17 protein-coding genes and 1 tRNA gene are annotated in these 26697 nt (G+C 66.7%); 11 read left to right on the forward strand and 7 right to left on the reverse strand.

Translation table 11 applies throughout. From position 1 onward, the window contains the following. A partial coding sequence (locus IHV25_RS08765) for a hypothetical protein (RefSeq protein WP_192534753.1) occupies positions 1 to 3630 on the reverse strand: 3630 nt, incomplete at its 3' end. A 445-nt stretch (positions 3631 to 4075) separates the two neighbouring features. Continuing rightward, positions 4076 to 4160: transfer RNA gene (locus IHV25_RS08770), tRNA-Leu, on the reverse strand. Positions 4161 to 4788: 628 nt separating this feature from the next. Between IHV25_RS08770 and IHV25_RS08775 the strand changes: the two genes are divergently transcribed. Beyond that, entirely contained in the window at positions 4789 to 9063 is a 4275-nt protein-coding gene (locus IHV25_RS08775; RefSeq protein WP_192534754.1) for an autotransporter outer membrane beta-barrel domain-containing protein, read from the forward strand. A gap of 478 nt (positions 9064 to 9541) precedes the next feature. On the opposite strand, the gene IHV25_RS08780 is transcribed toward IHV25_RS08775, so the two are convergent. Genes IHV25_RS08780 through IHV25_RS08790 form a run of 3 tightly spaced genes read right to left on the reverse strand, consistent with a single transcriptional unit; the run spans position 9542 to position 14715 of the window. After that, complete coding sequence (locus tag IHV25_RS08780; protein ID WP_192534755.1) at positions 9542 to 11695, reverse strand: MacB family efflux pump subunit; 2154 nt, start codon at positions 11693 to 11695, stop codon at positions 9542 to 9544. 9 nt (positions 11696 to 11704) lie between these two features. Next, positions 11705 to 12919, reverse strand: a complete 1215-nt coding sequence (locus IHV25_RS08785) for an efflux RND transporter periplasmic adaptor subunit (protein WP_192534756.1) — start codon at positions 12917 to 12919, stop codon at positions 11705 to 11707. After that, positions 12916 to 14715, reverse strand: coding sequence for an efflux transporter outer membrane subunit (locus IHV25_RS08790; protein WP_192534757.1), 1800 nt, complete (start codon positions 14713 to 14715; stop codon positions 12916 to 12918). The genes IHV25_RS08785 and IHV25_RS08790 overlap by 4 nt, the downstream gene beginning before the upstream one ends. 718 nt (positions 14716 to 15433) lie before the next feature. Between IHV25_RS08790 and IHV25_RS08795 the strand changes: the two genes are divergently transcribed. From IHV25_RS08795 to IHV25_RS10670, 7 genes are all read left to right on the forward strand, one after another. Next, positions 15434 to 15655, forward strand: a complete 222-nt coding sequence (locus tag IHV25_RS08795; protein WP_192534758.1) for a hypothetical protein — start codon at positions 15434 to 15436, stop codon at positions 15653 to 15655. A 128-nt stretch (positions 15656 to 15783) separates the two neighbouring features. Next, positions 15784 to 17157: a ribulose-bisphosphate carboxylase gene (locus tag IHV25_RS08800; RefSeq protein WP_192534759.1), complete on the forward strand. Its 1374-nt coding sequence runs from the start codon at positions 15784 to 15786 to the stop codon at positions 17155 to 17157. A 618-nt stretch (positions 17158 to 17775) separates the two neighbouring features. Continuing rightward, positions 17776 to 18009, forward strand: a complete 234-nt coding sequence (locus tag IHV25_RS08805) for a hypothetical protein (protein WP_192534760.1) — start codon at positions 17776 to 17778, stop codon at positions 18007 to 18009. Positions 18010 to 18095: 86 nt separating this feature from the next. After that, a complete protein-coding gene (locus IHV25_RS08810) occupies positions 18096 to 18593 on the forward strand; it encodes a hypothetical protein (RefSeq protein WP_192534761.1) in 498 nt (165 codons plus the stop codon). Positions 18594 to 18758: 165 nt separating this feature from the next. Continuing rightward, complete coding sequence (locus tag IHV25_RS08815) at positions 18759 to 19247, forward strand: cytochrome C (RefSeq protein WP_192534762.1); 489 nt, start codon at positions 18759 to 18761, stop codon at positions 19245 to 19247. Positions 19248 to 19278: 31 nt separating this feature from the next. Beyond that, positions 19279 to 19941 carry a response regulator gene (locus IHV25_RS08820; protein ID WP_192534763.1) on the forward strand — a complete coding sequence of 221 codons (663 nt, stop codon included), beginning with the start codon at positions 19279 to 19281 and terminating at the stop codon, positions 19939 to 19941. Further along, on the forward strand, positions 19938 to 21398 hold the full coding sequence (locus tag IHV25_RS10670; protein WP_192534764.1) for an ATP-binding protein: 1461 nt from the start codon (positions 19938 to 19940) through the stop codon (positions 21396 to 21398). The genes IHV25_RS08820 and IHV25_RS10670 overlap by 4 nt, the downstream gene beginning before the upstream one ends. Before the next feature lie 265 nt (positions 21399 to 21663). On the opposite strand, the gene IHV25_RS08830 is transcribed toward IHV25_RS10670, so the two are convergent. Both IHV25_RS08830 and IHV25_RS08835 read right to left on the reverse strand, forming a co-directional pair. After that, positions 21664 to 22185, reverse strand: coding sequence for a NirD/YgiW/YdeI family stress tolerance protein (locus tag IHV25_RS08830; protein ID WP_192534765.1), 522 nt, complete (start codon positions 22183 to 22185; stop codon positions 21664 to 21666). Positions 22186 to 22590: 405 nt separating this feature from the next. Continuing rightward, positions 22591 to 23910, reverse strand: a complete 1320-nt coding sequence (locus IHV25_RS08835) for a zinc ABC transporter substrate-binding protein (RefSeq protein ID WP_192534766.1) — start codon at positions 23908 to 23910, stop codon at positions 22591 to 22593. A gap of 189 nt (positions 23911 to 24099) precedes the next feature. Between IHV25_RS08835 and IHV25_RS08840 the strand changes: the two genes are divergently transcribed. The 3 genes from IHV25_RS08840 to IHV25_RS08850 all read left to right on the forward strand — a co-directional run bounded on the left by IHV25_RS08840 (position 24100) and on the right by IHV25_RS08850 (position 26692). Beyond that, positions 24100 to 24894 carry an ATP-binding cassette domain-containing protein gene (locus IHV25_RS08840; RefSeq protein ID WP_192534767.1) on the forward strand — a complete coding sequence of 265 codons (795 nt, stop codon included), beginning with the start codon at positions 24100 to 24102 and terminating at the stop codon, positions 24892 to 24894. Further along, positions 24891 to 25709 (forward strand): iron chelate uptake ABC transporter family permease subunit, encoded by an 819-nt coding sequence (locus IHV25_RS08845; protein ID WP_338048618.1) that lies wholly within the window; start codon positions 24891 to 24893, stop codon positions 25707 to 25709. The genes IHV25_RS08840 and IHV25_RS08845 overlap by 4 nt, the downstream gene beginning before the upstream one ends. Before the next feature lie 143 nt (positions 25710 to 25852). Further along, positions 25853 to 26692, forward strand: coding sequence for an enoyl-ACP reductase FabI (locus tag IHV25_RS08850; RefSeq protein ID WP_192534768.1), 840 nt, complete (start codon positions 25853 to 25855; stop codon positions 26690 to 26692). The last annotated feature ends 5 nt before the right edge of the window (positions 26693 to 26697 follow it).

The following is a 26697-nucleotide window of genomic DNA, read 5'->3' on the forward strand; positions in this document are numbered from 1 at the left end:
GGCCGGGGACAGGGTGACCGGGTCAGCCGCGGCCACCTGGATGCGGGCCTCGTTCAGCACGCCGTCCGAGTCCGGGGTGAGCTGGGACAGGGTGCTCAGGAGCGTGCGCGACAGGCGGGGCGCGCCCTGGCGCAGGACACCGGCCACGTTGGCGTGGGCGTCGCCCGAGAGCTCGTCCAGAAGGCCGAAGGCGCGGTCCCGCGGTGCGTTGATGAGGGCGTCCTGAACAGCGCCGGGGCCCATGCTGGCGATGGCGCGCCCGGTCGAGATCTGGTTGCGCGTGGCGCCGTCCCAGGGCGAGGGCGGGGTGGGTTTGGGATCCGGCTTGGGATCGGGTTTGGGATCCGGATCCGGATCCGGATTCGGGTCGGGGCTGGGATCCTTGAACGGGGTGTACATGCGTGCGATCAGGCCAATTCCCCTGGCGTCTTCGGTGTCCGCGATCCGTTTGTCGTTTGCGTCCAGGCGGACCTGCTCAAGCCAGAGAAAGGGGAGGTCGGCTCCGTACGACTCCCACTCGAAGGGCGTCCTCGTGTTGGTTGCGGTGATCGTGGCTCCGTCTTCCCTGACCTTCAGGACGACGTAAGTCGTTTCGCTGGACCAGCCTGTTCCTCCTCCGTTTCGGACCTGCAGGTTCGATCCATCGGGAAGCACGACGCTGCCGTGTTCCACGACAAGCGTGTCACTGCGATCGGGCATCACCCGCACTGACAGGGTGAACCCTTGTCCGGTCGCGATTTCGAGCCTGCCGACGGTCATGTCGCCCACGGCAGTGCGGTCACCGGGCTCCAGTGTGACGCTCGTGCTGTCCAGAACCAGTGTCCCGGCGTACCGAAATGCCCCCGCAAGGGTGCCATTGCTGAGATGAAATTTGCCGGTCGCTGTGTGGTCTCCGGCAAGGTAAAGCGTTCCCTGTCCGGTTTTGGTGAACGTGCCGCTTCCGGACAGGCGGTCTGTCCCGCCGCCATACGCGCTCTCGCCCGGATACGTGTGCGCTTGATAGCGCTCGATATCAAAGATGAAGGATCCCTCGTTTCTGACCTCCCCTTTAAGGAAGTCCCCGCTGAAGGTCATGGAGGCGTTCTGGGCCACGTCATAGCCGTTTCGGAATTCCAGATCGGTATTGAATACGGCGTGTGTTCCCGCGCCGGTGACAGCAATTTTTTCCGTGTAGCCCTGAGAGGCCTCAAGGGTGGTTTCCGTTGCCCGGGCCGAGAGGATCCTGGACGTCAATCCGCCACCGCTGTTGAAGACGAGCTTTCCACCGCCCTTGACCTCCATGCCCGCAACGACCACACCGCCCTGATTGACCCGGAGTGTCCCCCGGGTCTCAAACACCACAGCATCGCCCGGCAGGAATGTCTCAGGCGCGGTGCCGCCTGCTGTCCATTTCGCGCCCACTGTGCCCCATCTGTCACCATCCGCGCCGTTCCAGGTTGCGACCGTGTTGGCCTGCTCCCGGATGATCACCTTTGCGCCGTCCGTGGGATCGGCGACCACAACCTTGCCCAGACGGCTGTCCGGGTCGATTGTTTCCCCCCGGTACTGGAGACTGATCTGTGATCTCGGCACGTTAACGGTGCCGTTCCGGTCGTTCACCCTCACAAGGGTCCAGTGCGTTTCTGCGGACTGTTTGTCAAAACGCAGCAGGTTTGTTTTTGTGGTGCCGTTGAAACGGACCTCTCCCGCTGTGAGGGTCAACAGGGTGTCGGACGGGTCTGTGCCTGCAAGATCGAAGGACAGGGTTGCGTTGTTCCAAAACGAGATCTCGCCGCCCTGCGTTCCGCCTTTGTTGCCGACCGTGACCTTTTGTCCGGCAGCGCTGACCCTGAACTCGGCATTCTCCCCGACCACAAAGGCAGAGGCGTTTCCGTTCAGGACGATTGAGGCGCCCGTTCCTTTCAGGTCCAGGACACCCCGGTCAAGTTTGAAGTCAGTGCCGCTGTCGTTGTCATCGTCGGCGGTGAAAAGGCTGTCCCCGCCCAGGGTCCAGACGCCGTCGTCGGACTTGATCACGGTGACTTCTGTCCCTTTTTCCGCATGTCCGGCCAGGGGATTGGCGCTCATGTCCACGGTCCCCGTTCCGCTGACATGGAGGCTGGAATTAAGGTCGCCGGACCCGGTGTTGGTGCTGCACAGATAGATGGAATTGGACCGCCCGCCGGCCATGTTTCCGGAAAACGTGATTTGTTTTCCGCGCTCCGGTCGCAGGTTGATGGACCCCCCTTTTGAGTACAGGGCTCCGCCATTTTCGGATGCAGTGTTGTCGGTAAAGCGGGTGTTGCCGGAGAACCAGATTTGGCCGCCGTTCTCCATGGCAATGGCGCCGCCGTGACCGTTTGTCGCTGTGTTGCTGAGGAAGAGGGTGTCGAGGGCGTAGCCGAGCCGCACGCTGTCCTTGTCGGGTTCTCCGTCGATGTGGATGGCCCCGCCTGAGCCCGCTGTGTTTTCCGTGAAGAGAAGCAGCGGTTTTCCGGGGGTGTCTCTGTCCTGGTAGTCGAGGTAGCTTGAGCCTTTGATAAAGAGAGCTCCGCCGGCGTGACTTGCGGTGTTGCCCTTGAATACGGTGGTTCCATCGATTCCAAGGTTACCGCGGTCCAAGAGGGCCACCGCGCCCCCCGATCCCTCAGTACTTCCGTTGGCCCCCTCGGCGACAGCGCTGTTGCCGACAAAGGTCGCTCCTCCTGACAGGTGCACATGGGCATCTCTCGCGGTTCCAGAAGCGAAAAGGGCTCCGCCATAGGCGGTTGCTCCCCCGCCCGACGTGTTTTTCGCCTTCGCCATGTTATCGGAAAAGAGAGCGTGCCGCCTGAAGTGAACTGACCAGAAACCGGACTTCGCCTCGTTCGCATACACAGCGCCGCCACGGGCGGTTCCGGAGCCGTCCACAAGGGCTCTGTTGGTGTCAAAGGCGACAGGCCCGCCAGTGCTTATGGCGCCTCTGTCGTTGTACAGGGCACCTCCCAGGGCATCCCCGGTCCCCGAGGCCGTTGCGCTGTTGTCGCGGAAATAGGCAGCATCATTAATCTTCAGGGAGTTTTGATTTGCCAGGGCGCCACCTCGCGCGGCGCTTTCGCTCTCGGCCCGGGTGGTGTTCGCGACGAACTCAAGGCGCCCGCGATCAGAGAAGGTCATCAGGTATCCCCTTTCCTCGCCGAAAATCAGGACACCCTGATTGAGGGGTCGGTCCCTGGTTTCGTTCCCGGTGATCTTGAGGGTTTTCCCGGGGTCGATCACCAGGGTTCCCGCCTGCGGCCAGGTTAGGGCCTGGTCGGCGGTCCCCGGTGTGGCGGTCAGGACCGTGTCTTCTGTGACGTGCAGTCTGGCGTGATCCGGGTCGGCATCGCCGGTGTAGGTGAATTTTACGTCCGAGAGCTTGCCGCTGAAGTTCCTGTCGTTGGCGAGAGTTCCCCAGGTCACGGTTTTTTTCGCAGCAATTTCGCACACGCCGCTCGTGCAGCTGTAGTCCTCGGCGGCGAGGGCCGTTCCGGCGCCGCTGCCTCCCGGGGCAAGGGCAGCCCAGATGCTGCACAGGATGGCGACGCGTCGGGCGCTGCGGACACGTGAGGCTCGCGGTTCCGTCATGCCCCGGAGTGCACGGTGTTCTGTCTGCGGAAGGGGAGGGGGCATGATGCGAGTTTCCATCCTCTGGGATTTCAGGCGGCGAGCCCCGGGCTGACGGTCCGTTCGCACCTCCCGGGGGCGCTGTCGTGCCGGAATACAGGCGCCTGCCCGGGGTGTGTCGAATGACGTCCTGGCTTTGCGGGTTTTGTTCGTAATTTGTGTAAAGTAGTGACAACCTCATGTTTCATCAACAATATTAATATACCACAGACGCGCAATGTATAATAAAGGCGCGCAAAAAAGGCCGCATGCCTAATAGTCACATGGTGCGTCTGTTGCGCGTGGGGCTTTTTGCGAGTCTTTTGTGGGGCTGGGCGTGCGCTCGGGTCCGGGGTGCGCGGTTTCGTCTGTGTTCCGGACCTTTGTTCCAGCCCTGGTGCTCCGCAGGGTTTTCTGGCGGAGTGGCCGGGGCGTCAGGCGGTGGTCCGGGCCGGGGCCGGGAAGGGGGGCGTGGTGCGGGAGGGGGGACTTGAACCCCCACGGCGTGAGCCACAGGAACCTAAATCCTGCATGTCTACCAATTTCATCACTCCCGCGCCGGAGGGGGACGGCTGTCCCCGGAGGCGATGTCCCGCGCCACCCGTCTGGCGGTGAGCGTGGCGGAGCCGGGTGCCGGTGCCCGGGTCTGGTGTCCGCAGGCAAAGGGCGGTGCGCGCGCCGGGACCGGAGGGTGCCGGGCGGAGGGGCCGGCGGAAGGGCCGTGCCGGTCACCGGGGCTCGGGGGGTGGTTTCCCCCTGCCGGGCCGGAACGGGCGGACCGTATCAGCGCCGCCCGGAGCCGTCAACAACGGCCCCGAACCGGACGCGAGAAAAAAACCAAAGCGCGAGTCCCTGGTGCCGTTGCGTGCCCGCGGGCGGGATGCGCGGTGCGCGGGTGGCGGGGCGGTTTATGCAGGGCCCGGAGGTCGCCGGAGGCGCTTCGGAAAAAGGATTGTTTTTCAATCAATTCTCCTTGGTGGTGTGCCCGTCAAGACAAAATCCGGACCTCTTCTGGTCTCTCCCTTGTGGCAAAAGGGTCACGGCGGTCCGGATTCTCGAGATGCGAGAAAAACCATGCTTTACGGAACCGATTACATTTAGTAGTTCAGTAAGTCCTGCGGATTGTGTTTGGATTCTGCCCGCGCCCGGCTCCCCGGCTTTTTTTGATACAGAAAGGACGATCCCATGTCTCTTGCCGCTCCTGGAAAGACCGCTGTCCTCGCCTCGGCCCTTGCGCTGGCTCTGGCGGCCTCCCCGCTGCCCGGCTCCGGCACGGCGCATGCGGTGGACAATCTTTATATCCTGGGCGGCGGCGGTGGCGGCGGCGCTGAGGCCGGCAAGGCGAGCGGCGGCGGCGGCGGCGGAACGGTTTACCAGGGGCCTGATAAGACGAAGGGTGGCGCGGGTGCCGATGGCGACGGCGGGGGTGCCGGCGGTGTGGGTGTCGACCCCACCACCGGCGGGACGCCTAAAGGTACGGATGCCAATGGTACGACCGGGGGGCCAGGTTCAAAGGGGACAGTCACGGGCGCCGATGTGACGGCGACTGGCGGCGATGTCGGAAAAACCAACGCGAGTGCAGCAAGCCCTGGCGGCAAGGGTGGTGATGCCTCTGTCGTCTGGACCGGAAACCAGAGCATTGGCACGCTTTACCTTATGGGGGGTAACGCCGGCGGGAAGTCCACGGATGCTTCCGGGGGCAAAGGAGGTGATGCATCCCTTAAACTCTCGGGCGGAACACTGACCGTCAGCGGCGGTAGCGTCGAGAGCGGTAAAAAGGCTGATGAGGCGTCAGGCGGGGCAGTGAACCTGTCCCTGTCCGGACTGGCGTTTGACAATACTGGAGGCACGCTCACGTTTAAAAAGAACGATGCTGCTTTGAACGTCACAATCGACACTGTCTATGCGACCCAGAACAGTGCTTCCCTCGCTTTCGTAGACACCGTCGCCAGCGACGTGACGATTGGTAAGTTCGTTATTGGTGGCGAAAAAACCTTGAAGGTGACGGGCGCGCAGGGAACGAACTACACCCTGAAGGAAGACGGCGGCGTCACCGTGACCGGCAAGGGCGGCACCCACAATTTCGACGGCGGTCTCACGCTGGGGGCCAAGAACACCCTTGCCTTCGAGAAGGTGGACGTTGGGGCCGTTGATGGCACCGCAGCCAAAGCCCTGTTGAAAAAGTCTACCGATGCTGCTCCCACGAGCACTCTCAAGCTTGCTGACACCAAGCTGAGCTACGATGCGGACTCCCAGGCCGCGATCGACACAAAGCTCACGGATCTTGGGGCCGGTCTGGTTCTGGCCGACGCGCTTGACAAGGACTCGAAACTGGCAGCGGACACGGGAGCCTTCGCCCGCGACACCGACAAGCGGAAGTTCGTGACCGTTCTCAGCGGTGCCGCTGACGCTGCCAAGGATCTCGTGGTCTACAAAGCCTCGGAAACCCGGGACACGCTGCCTGTCGCTTCGGGCGTCCAGACCTACACCGCCCGGTACGGCGATATCTCGCACACCATCTCCGGCGACGTGACGCTGTCCGGCGACCTGAAATATGACGGTGCCAACAAGGCCACTGTGACGGGCAAGTCCCTGACCTTCGCGGGCGCGGACAAGACCTTCACTCTGGGCGCCAAGTCCGGCTCCTCCGCCACCTTCGGCACGGTCAACGTCAACGAGAACGGCAAAATCAGCCTGGGAGCCGGAAACACGGTCAACGCAGACGCCATCGTGTTTGCAAAAGGAAAGACGCTGACTGTGAGCGACGCCGACGCAGGCGCGATCACGGTCAAGGGGCTGACGGTCAAGGGCGAGGGCGCCACCTACTCCGGGAACGTGGCCCTTGCGCTCAAGGATGCGACCCTGACCATCGATCTGAGCGCCAAGATTGATGACGTCTCGAAGGCCCTGCTGAACGCGACCAGCGATGGTCTCTCGGGAAACATCGCGAATATCACCTTGCTGAACAGCGCCAGGACCTATCTGCTGGAGGCGGCTGACAAAGCGGCAGGCAACACCTACACCCTGGTCAGTGGTCTCGCATCAGGGACCACCGCACCCACCCAAATGTTCGCTGTCGGCCAAAAGCTCTACGATATCAAGAAGGACGCCGCCGACACGTCCCTGGTGGTCGCGAAGGATACGGCCTCGGAAGGGAAGCGGGACGTCTATGCCAGCAGGGCATCGGTCTCCAGCAGCACGGTCTGGGAAGCTGGAACGACCGGGAAAAATACCTCCTCCGGCGGTGGCGACTACACGGACCTCCAAAGGGTGGTCTTCACGGAAGGCCTGAAGACCACAGGTGACGCAACCGCGACCTTCCGGTCCACTGCCTCCAAAACCCTTCTTGTCCAGACTTCGGACACCGCGAGCGTCAGCGGCAATATTGTTCTGGATAGAGGCGAAGATAACAATGCTGTTCTCACCGTCCGGTTTGGCGTTCTGGACGCCACCAAGCAGAACACGACCCTGACCTTGAAGGGCACCAGGGCCCCAGAAACCACGATCCTGAGGCTGGCGGTTGGGGGCGGCAACACCCTGACCATCAATGGCGAGAAGGGCAAGAGCGACTTCCAGAACCCGATGCCCATCTCCATCGGAAGCGGCGGCGGAACCCTGAACATCTTCCGGGATACGGAGGCCAAGGAAGTCTCCTTCGATCTTGCGGAAACGGATGTGGCGGGCGTTACCAAATCCACCAACAAGATCAAGACCGTTGATCAGACCAAGGTCAAGTTCTCTGCGGGTGCGCCGGTCGCCATTGCCGCTGGGATCAACAAGGTCGGCAACAGCCTGACCCTGCTGGAAAACGTGAGCGGTAACGATTACACCGCGGCTCTCGGGGACAAGACGTCTGCGGTCGTGGGCGACGGAAAGGACATGGGCGTGTGGACGATTTCCCACACGCTGCAAGGGTCCGACGCGGCCGGTAAGGGGGTGCTTGCCGCTTATGCCACCTCCGTGTCCTCCGACAGCGTGACCTACGACAAATCCCGGACCTTCACGCCGACCTACGGCTCGTTCACCCAGACCGTGGGCTCCGAGAGCAAGCCCGGCAGGTTCACCATCGCCGGAGGGGCCCAGCTCGTGTACGAGGAGAACGACAAGGGCAAGGCCACCCTCGACCTGACCCGCGTCTCGGACCTGGTCGTTCGCGGCTTCGGCAACGTCCTCAAGGTGGGCGCCTCCTCGAAGGTGGACCTGAAGGGCAAGACCCTCTCGTTCATCGCCGACAGCCCGGTGGACGTGAGCAAGCCCATGCTCACCCTCTCGACCCCCACCGATGTCAGCATCGATGACACCCGTATCGAGATGAGCTCCGCAACCAAGGAGTACTACGGCGGGCGGGTCAACCTCCTGCGGGTCACCGACGGCGGCAAGCTGATTGGCAAGCCCAAGGACGGAAAAATCCGGATCGGAGAGGGCATTATCGACCGCACCGATGTGCCTGCCGAAATTCTCAACGATCACGATCTTTATGCCAACATCTCGGGTGGCAACGTGGACACCCGGGGCGGTCACGGCTATGTGCTGCAGGCCTTCGCAACCCAGACCGTCCTGAACCAGGGCGGCGACGCGGTGGCGGATATCTCCGGCTCCATCGTCCCGCTGCCGGGCACCGAGGTCTGGTGGAACGGCGAGTACGAGGCGGTCGGTTTCGCGACCGTCGGGGGCTACTGGAACGAGCAGTCGCCCGCGTCGACGGTGAAAACCCGCGGCTTCTCGTTCGCGGGCGGCCCGGGCGTGCGCATCAACCATGACGCCGGTCCCCTGAACATCGTCGCCTTCTTTGAAAGCGGCTGGGGGGACTACGATACGGAGCACTCCTTCTGGGGTGGCCGTGGAACCGGCGAGGGCAAGGCCGTCTATGCGGGCGGTGGTGTTCTTCTGCGCCAGGATTTCCTGATGGGGCTCTACCTGGAGGGCTCGCTGCGGGGAGGCTGGGCGTCGAACGACTTCCGCAACCGGAATGTCTCCGGCGGCGCCGACCTCAAGACCGATGCCGGGTACTTCGGCGGACACCTGGGCGCGGGCTACGAGTTCCCCGTGTTCGACGACCAGGGCTCCATCGACATCTACGGAAAGTTCCTCTGGACCTACGTCGGCGAGACGGACGGGCGGGTCAACGACTTCCAGAAGGTCGATATCGACTCCTCCACGTCGCTGCGCACCCGGCTGGGTGTCCGCTACGCCCACGAGCTGGACTACAACTTCCGTGGATACGTCGGGGTGGCCTGGGAACAGGAGTTCGACGGCGAGGTCGCGGGCCATGTCCGCAATGTCAACGGAACCGTTGCCGAGCGTCTGCCCTCGGCGGACGTGCGTGGCGCCACCGGTGTGCTCGAGGCCGGTCTGAACTACTACACCGACAGCGGTGTGACCCTGAACGGCAAGATTTTCGGCTCCGCTGGCGAGCGGGACTCGTTCGGAGGCAAGATTTCCGCCTCGTTCGCGTTCTAGGCGGGCAGGGTTTGCGGTCCCCGGCCGGTTTCCGGCCCGGGGGTCTGACCAGGATAAGACGGCGCAGGCGTCGGGCGGACAGTCCCGGCGGTTGCGCCGTTTTTTTGTGCGGGGGGAACAGGGAGGGACCGGCGGGCGGGGCGCGTGTGGCAGGGTCCGGGACCAGGCGGGCGGGGGCCGCGAGGCGAGGGTTTGGGACCAGCCAGGCGGTGCGCGGGTGTGGCGCTCGCGGCACAGGGACGGGGAAAGGCTGACGGGGCGGGTGCCGGCTGCGGGCCGGGTGGGCGGTGTGCCGCGAGGCCGGGTGTCGGCGCTGTTCGCTATGGGCGAACGGGGCGACAGGCCACCCGGGCGCGTCCTGGTCTCATGGCTCGGAGAACGGCCATGTTCCCCCGGGCGGTTCGTGGTGGCGTATGCCGCGCCGCACGTGGTGCCCCAGGGAACCGGCCCCCGGGGCTGCTGTAATCCCGGGACCGGTCTAGTCCCGGGACAGGGCCACCACCGGATCCAGGCGCGAGGCGCCCCGTGCGGGCAGATAGCCGAAAATGATGCCGATCAGGCTGGAGCAGGCAAACGCCACAATGATCGAGGTTCCCGAGTACACCAGGGGGAACGGGGCTCCCATCCGGTTGAAGGCCACCCCCAGGGCCAGGGCCAGGGTCGTGCCCAGAAAGCCGCCCACCACACAGACCAGCACGGCCTCGATCAGGAACTGCTGGAGGATGTCGCTGCGGCGCGCCCCCACGGCCATGCGCACACCGATTTCCGAGGTGCGCTCCGAGACGGTCACCAGCATGATGTTCATGACCCCGATGCCCCCCACCACCAGCGAGATCATGGCGATGGAGGCCACCAGAACCGTCATGGTCCGGGCCGTGGACATGATGGTCTTGCGGATGTCGTCCGTGTTGAGGATGAAGAAATCCTCGGCGCTGTGGCGGCTGATCAGCAGGGATTTGACCGTGTCCTCGGCGTATTCCATGGGGGTGGCGTCGTCCACACGCACCAGAATGGAGGTCAGGGTGGGGGAGCCGGTCAGCCGCGACTGGGCAGCCGTGTAGGGCATCCAGACCGGCAGGGACGAGCCCGCCCCGAAGCCGCCCTGGCGGGTCTCCGCCACGCCCACAATGCGCATGGGGACGGTGCCGATGATCAGCACCTTGCCCACCGGGTCTCCGTCGAAGCCGAAGGTTTTCACTCCGGTCTCGTCGATGACGATCTCGGGCGAGCGCTCCCGCACCGCGTCCGGGCCGAAGAGCGTGCCCTTGAGCAGCTTGATCCCCTTGGCATCGAAGTACCGGTGCCCCACGCCATGGATCTGGAGGATGGCCTCGGTGGAGCTGTAGCGCCCGGGCTTCGAGGTCGTCACCGTGGGGGTGACGGCGGCCACCCAGGGCTGGCGGGCCAGCTGGGTCGCGTCGTCCACCACAAGGGTCGTGATGCGCCCCGAGCGGGCGTCGCCGAAGTTGCGCCCCGGATAGATCTCCAGGGTGTTGGTGCCCAGCCGGGAGATGCTCTCCAGCACCGATTGCTGGGAGCCCTGGCCCAGGGCCACCACGCACACCACCGAGGCAATGCCGATGATGATGCCCAGCATGGTCAGCAAGGTGCGCAGCTTGTGGGCCACCATGGAGAGGGTCGCCATCCGGAAGGCCTCCCGGAAGCGGTCCACCATCGGGATCAGGCGGCGCAGAAGCCGCAGGCGCCCGGTCCCGTGGGCCCGAGGGTCGCTGTGCCCGCCGGGGTCACCGTCCCCGCCGGGCGCGCTGTTCGGTTCGCCCGGCGCAGGGGCGTCGCCCGTCCGGGTCGGGGCATAGAGCGGGTTTATCCGGTCCGAGATGATCTCGCCGTCCGAGATTTCGATCAGGCGCTCGGCCCGGTTGGCCACGCTCATGTCATGGGTCACAAGGATGACGGTCTTGCCGCTGGCGTGAAGCTCCTCGAGGATGCCCAGAACGTCCTCGCCGCTGCGGCTGTCGAGGGCGCCGGTGGGCTCGTCCGCCAGGATCACCTCGGCGCCGTTCATCAGGGCGCGGGCAATGGACACCCGCTGCTGCTGCCCGCCCGAGAGCTGGCCGGGCCTGTGGTGCAGCCGGTCCCCCATGCCCAGACGCTCCAGAAGCGCGGTGGAGCGGGCCCGGCGCCGGGCGTGCGGCTGCCCGGCATAGATCGCGGGGATCTCCACGTTGCCGCGGGCGTCCAGCTCTCCCAGAAGGTGGTAGCGCTGGAAGACAAAGCCGAAGTGCTCGCGCCGCAGGGCGGCCAGCTCGTCCGCCTCCAGCCGGGAGGTCTCGCGCCCGTCCACCCGGTAGCTGCCGCCGGTGGGCCGGTCGAGGCAGCCCAGGATGTTCATGAGGGTGGACTTGCCCGAGCCCGAGGCCCCGACAATGGCCACCATCTCGCCCTTGCGGATGGTGAGGCTCACCTCGCGCAGCACACGCACCACGGACTCACCCGAGGGGTAGTCCCGGGTGACATCGCGCAGCTCGATCAGGGGCGCTTCGGGGGCGGAGCCGTGCGGGTCGGAACCGTGCGGTGCGGGGCCCGGTGGAACGGGGGCGCGGGCGCCTTCGTATGGCGCGGGGCCGGGTGAGACGGGGCGGGACGCAACGGGGCGGGGCGGAGCGGTCATGGCCTGTCCCTACATCCGCATTCTCATGCCGCTGCCCGGAGGGCCTGCGGGCGGAGGGCCGCTCTTTCCGGGAAGCATGCCGGTGATGACCGTCTCCCCCTCGGACAGGCCATCCAGGATCTCGGCGTCGACCTTGTTGTTGAGGCCGACCCGCACGAAACGCTCCTCCACATTGCCCTTCGCGTCCAGGACCCGGACCGGGCATCGCCCCTCGGCGTTCGGGGCCCCCAGGGCCGAGGACGGGACAATCAGCACGTTGTCCTTCTGCCCCAGGACCAGGCGGACCTCGGCGGTCATGTAGGTGCGCAGGCGGCCGTCCGGGTTGGGGACCGTGAACACGCCGTTGTAGTAGACGGCCTCGGTGGTGCTGGAGGTGGACAGGGTCGAGGAACTGATGGCGCTGTCGTTCTTGATGGACTCGGGGGCGGGCTCGATGAAGTCCAGCGTGCCCTCCCAGCGCTTGCTGGTGTTGCCCAGGATGGTGAAGTAGAGCGGCTGCCCCGGGCTCAGGTGGACCACATCCACCTCGGAGATCTCGACCCGGATCAGCATGTGGTCCAACTGCCCCAGGACAATGATGGTGGGCGCGGACTGGACCGCGTTCACCGTCTGGCCCTCCTGGGTCACGATTGAGAGCACCGTGCCGTCAATGGGCGCGGTGATGCGGGTGTAGCCCAGGTTCACCCGGGCCGTCTCCACGCTGACCTCGGCCTCGGCGATCTGGGCATCCAGGGCGGCGATCTGGGCGTTGCGGGTTTTCAGGTCGGCCTCGGCGGTGTCGTAGTCCGCTTTCGAGACCGCCCGCATCTCAAGGGAGCGCTTCTGGCGCTCGAAGGTCTGGCGGGCCAGCAGAAGCTGGGCCTCGCGCTCCACCTTCTGGGCACGGATGTTGGCCAGGGTGGCCTCGGCGGTCTTGAGGGCGTTTTCCTGGGGGATGGAGTCGATCTCCGCCACCAGGTCTCCGGCCCGGACCGTGTCCCCCACCTGAACCCGGAGTTTGGTCACCCGGCCGGACACCTGGGCGCCCACGGCCACCAGGCGCGCGGGCTTGAGGGTTCCGGTCGCGAGGATCGTGTCCTCGATGGACCCCCGGTGCACGGTCTGGGTCAGATAGAGGGGGCCGTCGTCCGACAGCCACTCCCGGGCCACAAACCAGACAAGCGCAAGAAGGACGCCCCCGCCCAGAAGCAGAACCGGCAGTCGTTTTTTCAGGGCCGGGGTCATGGTGTGCTCTCCTGTACGGGCGGGACGGGTGTGCGGGTGTCCGGTTGCGCTGCGGGGGCCTCGGCTGCCCCGGGGGGGACGGGCGAGGCCGGGGCTTCGGGGAGCCGGGGGGAGACGGGCGAGGCCGGGGGCTGTGGTGTGGCGCCTGCCGGCTGTTGGGCCGCGCCTGCCGGCTGTGGGGCGGCGGTTGCCGGTCGCTCCGGTGCCGGGGAGCCGGACAGGTCCCCCGCCGGACCCGCGGACGGGGTCGGCACCCGGGACGGGGCCTCGCCGTCCCAGCCCCCGCCCAGGGCCTTGTTGAGGGCGATGTAGTCCCGGGTGATTTTCATGCGGCTCTGGAGCACCATGTCCTGCGAGGAAAAGGCCGAGCGCTCCGCATCCAGAAGGTCAAGGAAGCTCGCGTTCCCGTTCCGGAACAGGCTTTCGGACAGGATCAGGGCCTGCTCCCAGGACCGGGCCGAGCGGTCCAGCCGCTCGAAGCGCTCCCGCTCCCGGGCGAGGGAGACAATGGCGTTCTCCACCTCCTCGAGGGCCGAGAGAACGCCCGCACGCCAGGACAGGAAGGCCTGGTCGCGGCGGGCCTCCTCCATCTCGACGGCGGCGGACAGCTTGCCGGCGTTGAAGATCGGAACCGAGACCGAGGGACCGAAGGCCCAGCTGATGGTCGAGGCGCGCCCCAGGTCCCCCAGGGAGGTGGCCGTTGTGGCGATGTTTCCCACCAGGGACACGGACGGGTACAGGGCCGCCTCCGCCTGGCCCACTTTGGCGGTGGACTGGGCGTAGCGGTAGCCCAGCGCCTGAACGTCCGGGCGCTGCTCCAGGACCACGGCGGGAATGGCCGTGGGAATCGGAAACACGGGGGAGGGCACCGGCGCCGGGGTCTGGAACCGCCGGGCAAGGGTTGCGGGCTCCTTCCCGGTCAGGACGGCCAGCCGGTTCAGGGAGAGGGTCAGGGCCGCCTCCAGATCGCGCACCGCGGCCTCGGTGGTGGCCGCCTGGGCGTCGGCGCGGGCCGTGTCCAGGTCCGAGGACAGGCCGAAGACCGCGTTGGCCCGGATCAGCTCGGCCGTGCGCCGCTGGGAGTCGGCCGTGCGGCGGGCCAGGTCCAGACGGGCCTGGGTGCCCCGCACATCCACATAGACGTCGGACACATCCCCGATCAGGGTCAGCAGGGTAGAGCGAAGGTCGGCGGAGGCCGCGTCCAGACCCCGGGCTGCAGCCTCCAGAGCCCGGCGCTTGCCGCCAAACAGGTCCAGCTCCCAGCTGGCGTCGAAGCCGGCCCGGAACTGGGTGGACACAGGGCCGCTTCCGGTGCCGACGGGGTTGGTGCTCCGGGCCCGGGTGGCGGAGGCCGAGCCCGTGACGTCGGGCCACAGGGCGCCTCCGGCCTGCCGGTATCCGGCCCTGGCCTCGCGGATCCGGGCCTCGGCCGTGGCCACGTCCAGGTTCCCCGCGACGGCCTCGTCGATCAGGCTGTCAAGCTCCGGGTCGTTGAGCCGCCGCCACCAGCCCGAAAGCTGAAGCCGGTCCGCAACGGTGGTTCCGGGCTCGCTGCTCCAGGACGGGGGCAGGCCGTGGGCCGGGTTCTCCACCGGGTCGGGGCCGACCATGCACCCCGCAAGGCCAAGAGCCAGGCCCAGGGCGGCGGCCGGGGCAAAAGGGGTCCGCCGGACCCGGGGGACAGCGGATCCCCGGGGGGCGCAGGGAACCGTCCACGGGGCGCGGGGGGGATCGGCGATGGGTCCGCCCGGATGGGCTTGAGGGCAGGGCTCTGTGTTCACAAGGGTCTTCACCACGATCCGGCGTGTCCTCGTCTGGGCGGGCCCGGGCGGTCGTCTGCGCCCGGACAGGGGAGGGGCCCGTCGGGCTCCGGCCGCGTGCGGGCCGGAGCATGGGACGGAAGGAAGACTATAACTCTGCCAGACCTTTGAAACAGTAAATTTCCCGCAACCCTTGTGGGGGACACGCGCCCGTGGGACGCGTAATTTTTTCAGTCGGCCGGCCCGGGACGCGGGGCGGGGCTCCGGTGTGGCGGCGCGGCCCCCCGGTATCCCCGGGCGCTGCGGCTGCGCGGCCCCCCGGTATCCCCGCGCGCTCCGGTGCCCCGGGGTTCGGGAATGCTTTCCCCGCCGGACCCTCGGGCCCGGGGCAGGGCAGGCGGATCCCCGATCGTGCGGCGGCGCACGGTCGGCGGGAGAGCGCTCCCCCGTTTCGGCTTCTGCCCGCAGGAGACGCCTGTGGCGTGCTCACGGTGCGCCCACGGTGCGACGGGTATGCCCGGGGGCGAAAACCAAGCGAGGGCGGGGCCTTGCGGAGGCCCGGGGGGCATACCACATAGACACGGCAGGCTGTGTGCTCTTCGGATCCCCGAAAGACCGGGTGCATGGGGCTCATTCTCCCGGGAGCATACGGAAAAAGGATTGGCTTTTTTGGACCCGGACCGTATCCTGCATGAAAATCCCTTATCGTGGTGTGCCAGAGCAGGCAAGGCCACGCTTTTCATGGAGGTTCTCCATGCCCGGATCCCACTGCCCCCCCGAGACTTCCGGGGTCGCCGGCGTTCCGGCCCTGACCGGCCCGCGAGCCGACACGCTCCGGCTGGGGGCTCCCCGGTTTCCCCGCCCCATTCCCATGCCGGATTCCACGCCCTCGCGTGATCCCATTCCCATGCGTGATGTTTATGGGGTGACGACCACCATTCCCCTGCCGGATCACAGCGCGTCCCGCTTTCGCTGAGATGCCTGCCCGTCAGTTGGGTTCCCGCCGGGGGCTCCCCGGCAGCCGGAGCGTTTCCGGTCTCTCCGGGACGCAGGGATGTGCCCTGTGCTCCTTCTTGTTTTGAACACCATTTTCGGAGACAGAAGATGGATCAGACCGCCCGTTACGTTAATCTTGATTTGCGCGAGGATGACCTTATTGCGGGCGGGCAGCACGTCCTGTGCGCCTATATCCTGAAACCGAAAGCCGGGCGCGGGTTCCTCGAGACCTGCGCGCACTTCGCGGCGGAAAGCTCCACCGGAACCAACGTCGAGGTCTCGACCACCGACGATTTCACCCGCCGGGTTGACGCCCTTGTCTACCACGCGGACGAGAGCACCGGCCTCGTGAAGATCGCGTTCCCGGTCCACCTGTTCGACCGCAATATTGTGGACGGGAAGGCCATGCTGGTCTCGTTCCTGACCCTGACGGTGGGCAACAACCAGGGCATGGGCGATGTGGAGTACGCAAAGCTCCACGACTTCTACCTGCCGAAGGTCTACATGGACCTGTTTGACGGGCCGCGCTGCAACATCTCCAACCTCTGGAAGGTGCTGGGGCGCCCCGAGAAAAACGGCGGCCTGATTGTCGGCACCATCATCAAGCCCAAGCTGGGCCTGCGCCCCGAGCCCTTCGCCCAGGCGTGCGAGGACTTCTGGATGGGCGGCGACTTCATCAAGAACGACGAGCCCCAGGGCAACCAGCCCTTCGCCCCCTTCCGCGAGACCATCAAGCTGGTGGCCCAGGCCATGGACCGGGTCCAGCAGAAGACCGGTCAGGCCAAGCTGTTCAGCGCGAACATCACCGCCGACGATCCCTTCGAGATCATTGCCCGCGGCGAGTACGTGCTGAACACGTTCGGCGTGAACGGAAAGCACGTGGCTCTGCTCGTGGACGGTTTTGTGGGCGGGCCCACAGCCGTGTCCACTGTCCGCCGGCGCTTCCCCTACACGTTCCTGCACTACCACCGGGCCGGACACGGCATGGTGACCTCGGGGCAGTCGAAGCGGGGCTACACGTCCTTCTGCCTGTCGAAAATGGCCCGCCTCCAGGGCGCCTCGGGCATCCATACCGGCACCATGGGCTACGGCAAGATGGAGGGCGAGGCCGCAGACCGGATCATCGCCGACATGCTGGAGCACGATCACTCCCAGGGCCCCTACTTCTACCAGAGCTGGGGCGGAATGCGCTCGTGCACGCCCATCGTCAGCGGCGGAATGAACGCGCTTCGGATGCCCGGCTTCTTCGACAACCTGGGCCACGCGAACGTGATCCAGACCGCCGGTGGCGGAGCCTTCGGACACGTGGACGGCGCCGCGGCCGGAGCCCTGTCGCTCCGCCAGGCCTGGGAGGCCTGGGAGGCCAAGGTGCCTCTGGTGGAATACGCCCAGTCCCACAAGGAGCTGGCGCGGGCGTTTGTGTCCTTCCAGGAGGACGCGGACCGGCTCTTCCCGGGCTGGCGCGACACCCTCAAGGTCTGAGGTGAGGCGGGAGCGCCCCCGCACAGGGGCGCTCCACCCGCACACGGCCCGAGGCCGGGCTGGCCCAAAAATCCGGGGCCGGACCGGGCCCAAAAAAAGGGCAGAGGTCCGGCCGCCGGTCGCGTGGTGACTGGGCGGTGGCTTGGCGTGCTGGCTCCGGGGTGTTTGTCCCGGGCGCCATTCATTGCCCTCTGAAAGAAAACGCAGGACAGCGGGGGCTGCCCTGCGTTTTTTTGTGCCTGCGTTTTCGTGGCGGCCTTCCGCTGTGCCCTTGTCGTGGCTGCGCCTCTGTTGCGGCCCGGTCCTGGCGGCCCTTCCGCTTTACCCTGGTCGTGGCTACGCGTCTGTTGGGCCCCCGGTTGGGGTGCCTGTGCTCGCGGGCTCGTGCCGGAAGCCCCTCTGGTGCGGCCCGTTTCGGCTGGGGCTTTGTTGCCGCCTTGTGTTTGGCTCCGGCCGTGTTGGACCACCGCCCCAACACCCCCCGGGACTTTTTTTCAAAAAAACATTCGGCCGGGCTGTTCCTAAGGATGGGCTAATCCAGGAATGGTTATCTGTGTCCACATCCGGACGGCGGGGGCTCCTGCCTTTCCCGGCCTCACTGATAACAACGGACACATCATGATTTTCAAACTGATCCAGCACGGCGTCATCGCCATCGTTCTTGTCGGGGTGTGCGCCTTCGCCTGGGCCTCGGTGGCCCCGACCCCGGTCTTCGGAGGCGGCACGTCCGCCCGGTACGAGGTCTCCCGGCATGACCGGGGCGACCGGCACGACACCAGGCACGATTACAAGCACGACACCAGGTATGGCCGCGATCAGGGCGGGTGGGTTCCGGCGCACGCCCAGCGCTAGGCCCGACGGGTTCCGGTCTTTCCAGACCGGGACCGGGCACCTCTCCCTCCCCCTGATATTGAGTTGACTGAAAGGATACCCTGACCATGACGGAAAAAGTAACGGCCTCCCGGCCCTCCCCGGTTATGCTGTGGCGCGCCTGGCACGCGGCCATCATCGGCAGCGGTGTTGTTGCCTACCTGACGGCGGACAGCGACACCTACGCGATGCACCAGTTTTCCGGCTACCTCTTCGCCGTTCTCGTGCTTCTGCGGGTGTTTGCGGGCTTCACCACCTTCGGCCAGTCGGGCCCGTTTGCCTTCCGCATTCCCGGGGCCCCCGGCTCGAGCCGCCCGCAGGCGTCCGGTCAGCCCATGACCCGGGCCAGCCTGTTCCGGATGATCCGGCCCTGGATGTTCCTTGCCCTGGTGGTGTTCGGCGTGGCGGTCGGGCTGACGGGTGTTGGCGCGGACTGGGCGGGCAAGCCGATGAAGCACCTGCACGAGGCCATTGCCGAGGCGTCCCCGGCGGTTGTCGCGGCCCATGTTGTGGTGGTCCTTGCCCTGCTGGGTACGTTCTCCGGCTTTGCCAAACGCCAGGACTGATGTGTGCCGCTTGACCGGGTGCCGACCGTCCTGCCGGTCGGTCTCCGGCCCGGTCTCCCGGCCTGCCGCCATCCCGACATCCCGGCCCCCCACATCCCGGCCCCCCACATCCCGGCCATTGTCCCCCTGGCCGCTGGTCCCCACCTCACGTTCCGGTGCATGGTTATGAGCTACGTACGGGTTCTCCGCCTTCTTCTCCCCGCAGCCCTGCTGCTCCTGCTTTTGCCGGTGGCTTCGGCCCATGCGGATGACGACCGGGTTCCTCCGGTCCGGGACCGGGCAACCCGGGCCGCGTGTGGCAGCTGCCACATGGCGTTTCAGCCGGGTTTCCTTCCGGCCCGGTCGTGGGAGGCCATCATGGCCTCGCTGGACAACCACTTCGGTGCCCGGGTTGCCCTGCCCGAGGGCGAGCGCGAGGCCGTCACCCGCTACCTTGTGCAAAATGCCGGAGACCGGATCTCCGGTGAGCTGGCCTCGGCGTTCATGGCCCGGGTTCACCCCAGGGGCACTCCCCGGCGCCTGACGGAAAACCCCGAGTTCATCCACGAGCACCGAAAGACAAGCTGGTACGAAGTCGGCAATTCGGCTATCGGAAGCATAGTCAACTGCCGGGCCTGCCATCGGAAAGCCGAAAAGGGGCGTTACGATGACTGAGCCAGGAGCCTTGCCGGCAAAGGGGAATCGTATGCGTCTGCTTCTTGTGGAGGACGACCGTCTGATCGGTCACGGAATTGAGAAGACTCTCGCCCGCTACGGGTTTTCCGTGGACTGGTTCGACACGGGCACCGAGGGCGAGGAGGCCGCCCTCGCAACCGACTATGATGTGGTGATCCTGGACCTGGGCCTGCCGGGGGTGGACGGCCTGTCCATCCTGAAAACCTGGCGCAGCCGGGGCATCCAGGTGCCCGTTCTGGTTCTGACCGCCCGCAGCGAGCTTCACCAGAAGGTCGAGGGCCTCGATCACGGGGCCGACGACTATCTGGCCAAGCCCTTTGCGCTGGAGGAACTGCTGGCCCGGCTGAGGGCCCTCGTGCGCCGCTCCCACGGTGTGGCCGCGCCCACGCTGGTCCATGGCCGCCTGTCGTTTGACCCGGCCGCGCGGCAGGTCCGGCTGGGGGACGAGCCCCTCATCCTCAGCCCCCGGGAGATGGCCCTGGTGGAGCACTTCCTTCTCAACCCGAAGGTGGTCATTTCCCGGGCCTCCATCGAGGAGAAACTCTATCCCTGGGGCGAGGAGGTCAGCTCCAACGCGGTCGAGTTTCACATCCACAACATTCGCAAGAAACTGGGGGCCGGGTTCATCCGCACCGTCCGGGGCCTGGGGTACTCCCTGGGAGACCCGCCGTGAGCGCGTGGCGCCGGCTGCTGCCCGCCAGCCTGAAGGTCCGCCTTGTGGTGGCCTTCGTGCTGTGTCTTGTGGTGGCCTGGAGCGGTGCGGCCGGCCTGGTGTGGCGGGCCTCCAGCGCCTACATCGACGAGTTTTTTGATGTCCAGCAGCTTCACATGGCGGAGCGGCTGGCCCTGATCGATTTCGGATCCCTGCCCGAGCACGTCCCCGACACCCGCTCCCTGTTTGACACCCTGAACGAGGGCTCCGGGGTGAGCGCCGGGGGGGCGGGCAGCGATACGCTCCACTTCGCCCTGTTCGACACCCGGGGGCATATCCTCCTGACCGATGCCCTGGGGGAGGAGTCCTTTCACTACCGGCCCGGCGTGCGCGGCTTCGAGAACACCCGTATCCGCGGGGCCGGGGGCATCTGGCGGATCGTGTGGCTGTCGTCCGCCGACGGCCATTTCGTGGTGGCCGTGGGCCAGGACCTGGCCTACCGGCAGAGCATCGCGCTTCGTCTTCTCACCATCCAGCTGGGGCCGTGGCTTGCGGTCCTGCCCGTTTTGCTGATCACGCTGCTGTGGGTTCTGGCCCGCGGGTTCCGCCCGTTCGGCCGGCTCCAGCGGGAGCTGGACGCGCGCCGTCCCCAGGACACGGCCCCGCTTCGGACCGCCGCCGGACTTCCCTCCGAGATCGCGCCCCTGGCCCACGCCCTGAACGGCCTGTTTCGCCGCATGGCCGCCATGATCGCCCGGGAGCGCGCCTTTATCGACGGGGCGGCCCATGAGCTGCGCACGCCTCTGGCCGGGCTGCGGATCCAGACCGAGCTGGCCGCCCTGTCCGAGGGCGACCCGGACACCCAGCGCGAGGCCCTGGGCAACGTGCTTTCGGGGATCGATCACGTGACGGATCTTGCCGAACAGCTGATCGAGTTTTCCCGCCTGGATGCGCTTCGGGACACGGGGGCGAGCCTGCCCCTGAGCCCGGTTCCCTGGGCGGACGAGGTGGCGCGCGCGCTGGAGGCCCAGGAGGCCCGCATTCGGGGACGACACCTCGAGGTGCAGGTCAGCACCGATCCCCACAGCCGGCTTCCCGAGGGGCACCCCCTTCTGGTTGCCCTTCTGGTGCGCAATCTGGTGACCAACGCGGCGCTCTACACCCCCGAGGGGGGCACGATCCGCATCCGGCTGGACAGCGGGGGCCTGGAGGTGGCCAACACGGCCCGCCCGCTGCCCCGCGAGGACGCGGCCCGTCTGGGCGAGAGCTTTTTCCGGCCGCCCGGGCAGGCCCAGCAGGGAAGCGGGCTCGGGCTCTCCATTGTCCGGCGTGTCGCCGAGCTTCACGGCATGGAGTGCCGGATCATTGCGCCGGACGGAGCGTCCGCGCCGGCGGAGTTCCGGGTGTGTCTGGTGTTTCCGGCCGGTGCGGCCGGGAGCGCCCCAAACGCCGGTGCGGCAGACCGGGCCGGGCCTTAGGGGCCAGGGCCCACGTCGCGCCTCCGGCTGATCGGGCCGGGACGTAGGGGCCAGGGCCCAGGCCGCGCCGCCGCCGGTGTGGCCAGTCAGGCCGGGTTCCAGGGGGAATAACAAAAGCCGGCTTCTGTCACTCGCCCGGTGGGGCAGGGCAGAAGACCGGCTTTTTTCGGGGCCCGTTCAGGGGCCATCCCGGTGCTCCGGCATCGGGCGGGCTCCGGGGCGGGGACAGCCCCCGCTCCCGGGTCACCCGTTCCAGCCGTCAGACCTAGTTCTGGGGCTGGGCCGTGGGCTGGGCTGCAGGCTGGGCCGCCGTGGGCTGGGCCGTGGGAGCGCCCTGCGGGGCCGACAGCAGGATGATGCGCTTCACCTCGATTTCCTTGAAGCGGGAGTGCTTGCGCTCCACCTTGCCCTGGATTTCCACCATGTCCGTCGGCGCAACCTGCAGGCCGTTCCAGGCGTGGCGGTCGACCTCGATGTTGGTGGTCCCGCTGTCGTCCTGGAAGAGGTAGTCCTTGCCACCCAGGGGCTTCACAATGCGGCCCTGAAGGGACACCCAGGTGTCATCGGCCATGGTCTTGGCCTGCTCCACGGTCACGACGGCGGGAGCCGGTGCGGTGTAGCCATTTCCGTAGCCGTTGCCATAGCCCTGCTGGGCGTGGGCCTGGCTGGCACCGGCAAGGGTGCAGGCGGCCAGGAAAGCGGCGGCCAGCGTCTTGACGCCGGTGCGGCTGCGCGACGTGGTCTGGCGGGTCGTGGCGGAAACGACGGAGGGAACGAGTGTGGTCATGGAAAAGCTCCTTGGTGACTGGGTTGTCCCGACGGGTCAGCCCGTCGGCGTGAGAACAATAAAGCCATGTGAACCTTAGGGCTTCCTTATCGAAGCACTTCATGTCGATTTTTTGGAAAAATGTGTTGGGTGCCCGAGAGATACCCCGACGTACCGTGGGGGCGGGTTCCGGGGGCGCAAGCGCCAGGGGGCAGCACGGGGCCGCAGGGGGCGCGCGGTTCACCGCCGGGGTGCGACAGTTCCTGTCGGATGTGGGAGGGGCGCCGGGCCCGCCCCGGGGTCCGCCACGGATCCATCACGTGGCCAGCACGGGGCCGCAGCGGGGGCGCCGCTTATCGTCGGAGCGGGAGCCCGGGCGGGACGGGAGGGCCCCGCCCGGACTGTCAGTCGGTGTGTTGTGGTCCCTCAGCGGGCCGGGGCTGCTGCGCCGTCTTCCGCGTCCGGTGTTCCCGTTGCTCCGGGCTGGGCAGGGGCCTCGGCAGGCCGGGAGGCGTCAGAAGGCTCCGTCGTGTGCTGCGGGTCCGTCGCGTGGGCCGGTTCCGTCCCGTGGGCCGGTTCCATCATGTGCTGCGGCGCGGTCATGTGATGGGACGGCTCGGCGCTGTCCGCTGCGCCCGAGGCCGACGCAGGCAGATGGCAGGCCGAATACGTGTGGGCGATTCGCTCCAGGGTCTCGAAGTAGAGGTCCGGTCCCGGCGTGATCCCGTAGCCCAGCGGATCCACGGTCAGGGCTTTTGCGGGGGTGCCGGCAATCAGCCTGTCCACCACATCGCGGGAGAACTGGGGCTCGGCAAACAGGCACGGGATATGGTGGCGGGTCAGAAGATCCCGCACGGCAACGGTCCGCGCCGCGCTCAGCGGCGTTTCCGGGTGGAAGGTCAGGAAGCCGGCCGGCTGGGCGCCGTAGCGCTTGTCGAAGTACTGGAAGCCGTCATGAAACGAGACGTAGCTGATGGCTCCGGGGCCGCCCATCTCCTCGCGGATCTTTGCGTCCAGGACGTCCAGGCGCATCAGCGTGGTGCGGGCGTTTTCCGCGTAGAGATCCGCGTTGCCCGGATCGATGTCCGCAAGGTGCCGGGCGACGGCCTGAACGACAACCGCGGCGTTTTTCGGGTCGAGCCAGAGGTGGGCGTCAAGCTCGCCCTCGTGGTGGTGGTGCCCGTGGTCATCGTCCCCGTCGTGGGCTGCGGCGGGCTCGGCGTGGGGGCCCTCCGCCTCGTGACCGTCATGGTCGTCGTGGTCCGCGTGGTCGTCATCGTGGGCCCCGCTGTCCTCCAGCGCCGCGTCGCTGCGCACGGGATACAGGGTCATCCCCTCCAGGTCCTTGATTTCCATGACCCGTTCCGGATGTTTCTCCTGGATACCGGACAGGGAGCGGGCAAAGGCGGTCTCCAGCTCCGGACCGACCCAGACCACCAGGTCCGCGCGGTCGATGGTCAGGGCGTCCGAGGGCTTCAGCGCGTATCCGTGGGGCGAGCGCCCCGCGTCCATGATCAGGTCCGGCGTTCCGGCACCGCTCATCACCGCGCTGACCAGGGAGTGCAGCGGCGCGATGGAGACGGCGACTCGCGGGGCCTCTCTCTCCAGGATGGGGAGCTCGGCCACCGGCGAGGGGCGGGAGATCCGATAGAGAAGACTGGTGGCCCCGGCTCCGGTCATGGCCAGAAGCACTCCGGCAATGACAAGCTTGCGCAGGACAGGTTTTTCAGGGGATTGTTTCGACATGAGGCGTCCGTTCAGTCCGAAGATGTGGGAGGGGCGGGGCCGGGAGCGGTTCCGCGGGGCCGGGATTTCAGGACGCTCCGGCAGGACGTCCGGGGCCCGGTGCGGAACCGGAATGGTAATCGCAGTCGCAGACGTGTGGCACGGGTCGGGCAGGGTCCGGTGACCGGGACAGGCAGGAGAACGCAAAGCATGACCACAGCCGGAACCGGGGAGGACAGGGCCCCCCTGGCCGCTTTTGAGAGTGTCGGTGTCCGGGCGGGGCGGCGGTGGCTTCTGCACGACATCACCTTTGGCCTGTACCCGGGGGAAATCGTCACCCTCGTTGGTCCCAATGGTGCTGGAAAAACAACCCTTGTCAAGGCATTGCTTGGAATAATTCCCATTACCACTGGCCGGATCCTGCGCCCGGACCCGTCTCGGGTCGGCTACGTTCCCCAGAGGCTTTTTCTCGATCCGGTGATGCCCCTGAGTGTGCGGCGCCTGGTCAGCCCGGCGTGTCGCACTCCGGCCCCGGTGATCGAGGCGGCCCTCCGGGAAACCGGGGTCGAGATGCGAATCGATGACCCGGTCAGCAATCTCTCCGGCGGCGAGTTCCAGAGGGTTCTTCTGGCCCGGGCCCTGTTGCGCAATCCCTCCCTTCTGGTTCTGGACGAGCCGGCCCAGGGGGTGGACTACCGCGGCGAGATGGCCCTTTACCAGCTTTTGTCCCGCCTGCGCACCGAGAGGGGACTGTCCATCCTGATGGTGTCCCATGACCTTCACGTGGTGATGGCCTCGACGGACCGGGTCATCTGCCTGAACGGCCATATCTGCTGTTCGGGGGAGCCCAGGGTGGTGTCCGTCTCGCCCGAGTTCCGCGACCTGTTTGGCAGCCGCGCCGACCAGCTGGCCTTGTACGCCCACCATCACGACCACTGCCACCGCTCGGATTCCGCCACAGAGCCCCTGTGCCCCACCTGCACCCCGGAGGACAAAACACCATGATGCCGGATGATCTTGTCCTGCGCGCCCTGATTGCCGGGGCCGGCGTCGCGCTGGTCAGTGGGCCCCTGGGGTGTTTCGTGGTCTGGCGGCGCATGGCCTATTTCGGGGACGCCATGGCCCACGGAGCCCTGCTGGGAGTGGCGCTGGGGGTGGCCTCGGGGGCCGGTCCGTTTGTCGGGGCCGTGGTCTTCGCGCTGTGTGCCAGTGCTCTGCTGGCCCGCCTGGCGGCCCGTCGCTCCCTGGGGATTGACGCCTGGCTCGGGGTGCTGGCCCACGGATCCCTGGCCCTGGGCCTGGTGGCCGTGTCCCTGATGGCCACCCGGGTGGATCTCATGTCCCTGCTTCTGGGGGATGTGCTGGCGGTCTCGTGGACCGATGTGCTGGTCATCCTCGGCTTTTCCCTGTGCACTCTGGGGCTTCTGGCCCTCTTCTGGCGGCCCTTGCTGAACGCCACCATCGAGCCCGACCTGGCGAGGGCCGAGGGAACCAATGTGGCCGCGGTGGACCTGTTCCTGATGATGGCGATTGCCCTGACCATTGCCATTGCCATGAAGATCGTGGGTGTTCTTCTGGTCACAGCGCTTCTTGTCGTGCCGGCGGCCGCCGCCCGCTTCTGGAGCCGCTCCCCCGAGACCATGGCCCTGTTCTCCGCACTTGTGGGAATCGCCAGTGTTTTCGGGGGCCTGGAGGCCTCCCTTTTCCTTGACAGCCCGGCGGGCCCGTCCATTGTGGCGGTTGCGGTCCTGGTGTTTTTTGTGGGGCTGGCCCTGCGCCCGGTTTTCCGGGACCAACCCCGGGAGGAGACACGATCCTGAGGTTTGCTCTGGTGCGGTGCACAAAAAGCGGTGGCACCCGGCCGGAGGGTCAAGTACGATGCGCGCCAATGGGGGCGCACGAGCGGTCTGCGCCCGGTTTTGCACCGGCAAAACGAAGCCACTTTAAAAATTGAGGAGTGAAAATGCCCATGTCCGGAGGGTTGCTGCAAGGCAAGAAAGGCCTCGTTCTCGGGGTCGCGAACGACAAGTCCATCGCCTGGGGCATTGCCCGGGCCGCCCACGAGCACGGGGCACAGATTGCATTCACCTACCAGTCCGACGCGCTTTTGAAGCGGGTCCAGCCCCTGATCGACACCCTGGGGGGCGACAATCCCGTGTTCCCCTGCGACGTGTCGGATGATGCGAGCCTGGACGCCCTGTTCGCGTCGCTGAAGGACAGCTTCGGCACGCTGGACTTTGTGGTCCACGGCATTGCGTTCTCGGACAAGGATGAGCTGAAGGGCAAGTACCTCCAGACCACCCGGGAGAACTTCCGCACGACCATGGACATTTCCGTGTACTCGTTCGTGGACATCGCCCGGCGCAGCGCGGAAATCATGAACGACGGCGGCTCCATGCTCACCCTGTCCTACCTCGGGGCCGAGCGGGTTGTCCCCCACTACAACGTGATGGGCGTGGCGAAGGCGGCTCTGGAGGCCAGCACCCGCTATCTGGCGGCGGACCTGGGCGAGCGGGGCATCCGCGTCAACGCCATTTCCGCCGGACCGATCCGCACCCTTGCGGCCATGGGCATCGGTGACTTCCGCAACATCCTGAAGTGGAACGAGGCCAACGCGCCGCTGCGCCGCAACGTCACCACCGAGGAGGTGGGCGGTTCGGGCCTGTACCTTCTGTCCGACCTGGCGCGGGGCGTCACCGGCGAGGTCCACTACGTGGACAGCGGCTACCACCTGGTCGGCATGCTGGAGCCCGCCTCCCTGGACGAGAATATCGCCATCCTCACGGCGATGAAGAAAGACTGAGGCAA

The organism is Phaeovibrio sulfidiphilus (assembly GCF_014861485.1).
Classification (GTDB): Bacteria; Pseudomonadota; Alphaproteobacteria; order Rhodospirillales; family Rhodospirillaceae; genus Phaeovibrio; species Phaeovibrio sulfidiphilus.